Raw genomic sequence first — 1,819 nt, 5'->3', positions numbered from 1 at the left:
GCCGTGTTGACCAATACCGTTGCCGATGTGGCGCGCACTTTTGGTCGCGCCATCATCATGCCCAACCTGGTACCTCCGGTGCGCAACGCCGCTGAAGCCGACGGCTATCGCCAGCGGATTCTCGCTGCCCGCCCGGCCGGCAGTCAGTTTGAGCCACTGATGGTGCTGTACCTCACCGACCGCACCCAGCCCGAAGAAATTCGCGAAGCCAAGGCCAGCGGTTTTGTGCACGCCGCCAAGCTGTACCCGGCCGGCGCGACCACCAACTCGGATTCTGGCGTCACCAGCATCGACAAGATCTTCCCTGCGATCGAAGCCATGGCTGAAGTCGGGATGCCCTTGCTGATCCACGGTGAAGTCACCCGTGGCGATGTCGACGTGTTCGACCGCGAAAAAATCTTCATCGATGAACACATGCGTCGTGTGGTCGAGCGTTTCCCTACGCTCAAGGTGGTGTTCGAACACATCACCACCGCCGATGCCGTGCAGTTCGTCAACGAGGCCCCGGCCAACGTTGGCGCGACCATCACCGCGCATCACCTGCTCTATAACCGCAATCACATGCTGGTTGGCGGGATTCGACCGCACTTTTACTGCCTGCCGATCCTCAAGCGTAATACGCACCAGGAAGCTCTGCTCGATGCCGCTACCAGCGGCAGCGCGAAGTTCTTCCTCGGCACCGACTCGGCACCGCACGCCCAGCACGCCAAGGAAGCCGCCTGCGGCTGCGCCGGCTGCTACACCGCGTACGCTGCCATCGAGATGTATGCCGAAGCGTTCGAACAACGCAATGCACTGGACAAACTGGAAGCGTTCGCCAGCCTCAACGGCCCACGCTTCTACGGCCTGCCGGCCAACACCGACCGCATCACCCTGGTTCGTCAAGAATGGACCGCCCCGACCAGCCTGCCATTTGGCGAGCTGACCGTTATCCCGCTGCGCGCCGGTGAAAAACTGCGCTGGCGCCTGCTGGAGGAACACGCGTGAGTGAAGACCATTTCGACGACGAACTGGAAGGTCAAAGTGGCGGCGGCGGTTCCCGTCACCCGATGGCAGCACGCTTTCGCGGCTACCTGCCGGTAGTTGTCGACGTAGAGACAGGTGGCTTCAACTCGGCCACCGATGCGTTGTTGGAGATTGCTGCGACCACCATCGCCATGGATGAAAAGGGTTTTGTTTACCCGGATCACACTTACTTCTTCCGCGTCGAGCCTTTCGAAGGTGCCAACATCGAAGCGGCTGCGCTGGAGTTCACCGGGATCAAGCTTGATCACCCGTTGCGCATGGCCGTCAGTGAAGAAACGGCGCTGACCGACATCTTCCGTGGCATTCGCAAGGCGCTGAAAGCCAACGGCTGCAAGCGTGCAATTCTGGTCGGCCACAACAGCAGCTTTGACCTGGGCTTCCTCAATGCTGCCGTTGCGCGACTGGACATGAAGCGCAACCCGTTTCACCCGTTCTCCAGTTTCGACACCGCAACACTGGCTGGTCTGGCGTACGGCCAGACCGTGCTGGCCAAGGCCTGTCAGGCGGCTGACATCGACTTCGACGGCCGTGAGGCGCACTCCGCGCGTTACGACACCGAGAAGACTGCCGAGCTGTTCTGTGGCATCGTCAATCGCTGGAAACAGATGGGTGGCTGGGAAGACTTCGACGACTGATTAATGGTCGTCGGGTAAATCCCGCGCATAAAAAAACCGGCTCATGAGCCGGTTTTTTTGTACCTCGACGTTGCGCCTTACAGGGCAGCAGCGTTCTCGGTCAGGTATGCAGCAACGCCTTCTGGCGAAGCGTTCATGCCTTTGTCGCCTTTTTTCCA

The 1,819-nt window shown here is 60.3% G+C and carries 2 protein-coding genes and 1 pseudogene; 2 read left to right on the top strand and 1 reads right to left on the bottom strand.

Translation table 11 applies throughout. The annotated features are described in order from the left end of the window. Positions 1 to 987: dihydroorotase (pyrC, locus tag ACIOZM_RS14915; protein ID WP_401215074.1), on the top strand; the 987-nt coding region annotated here is incomplete at its 5' end. Further along, positions 984 to 1,661: a ribonuclease T gene (gene rnt / locus ACIOZM_RS14910; protein WP_253482063.1), complete on the top strand. Its 678-nt coding sequence runs from the start codon at positions 984 to 986 to the stop codon at positions 1,659 to 1,661. The genes pyrC and rnt, both read left to right, overlap by 4 nt. A 77-nt stretch (positions 1,662 to 1,738) precedes the next feature. On the opposite strand, the pseudogene ACIOZM_RS14905 reads toward rnt, so the two are convergent. Beyond that, a pseudogene (locus tag ACIOZM_RS14905) lies at positions 1,739 to 1,819 on the bottom strand (peroxiredoxin); the annotation flags it as partial.

It is taken from the genome of Pseudomonas sp. NPDC087346 (assembly GCF_044744235.1).
GTDB lineage: Bacteria > Pseudomonadota > Gammaproteobacteria > Pseudomonadales > Pseudomonadaceae > Aquipseudomonas.
This window is presented reverse-complemented; position numbering and strand designations above follow the sequence as displayed.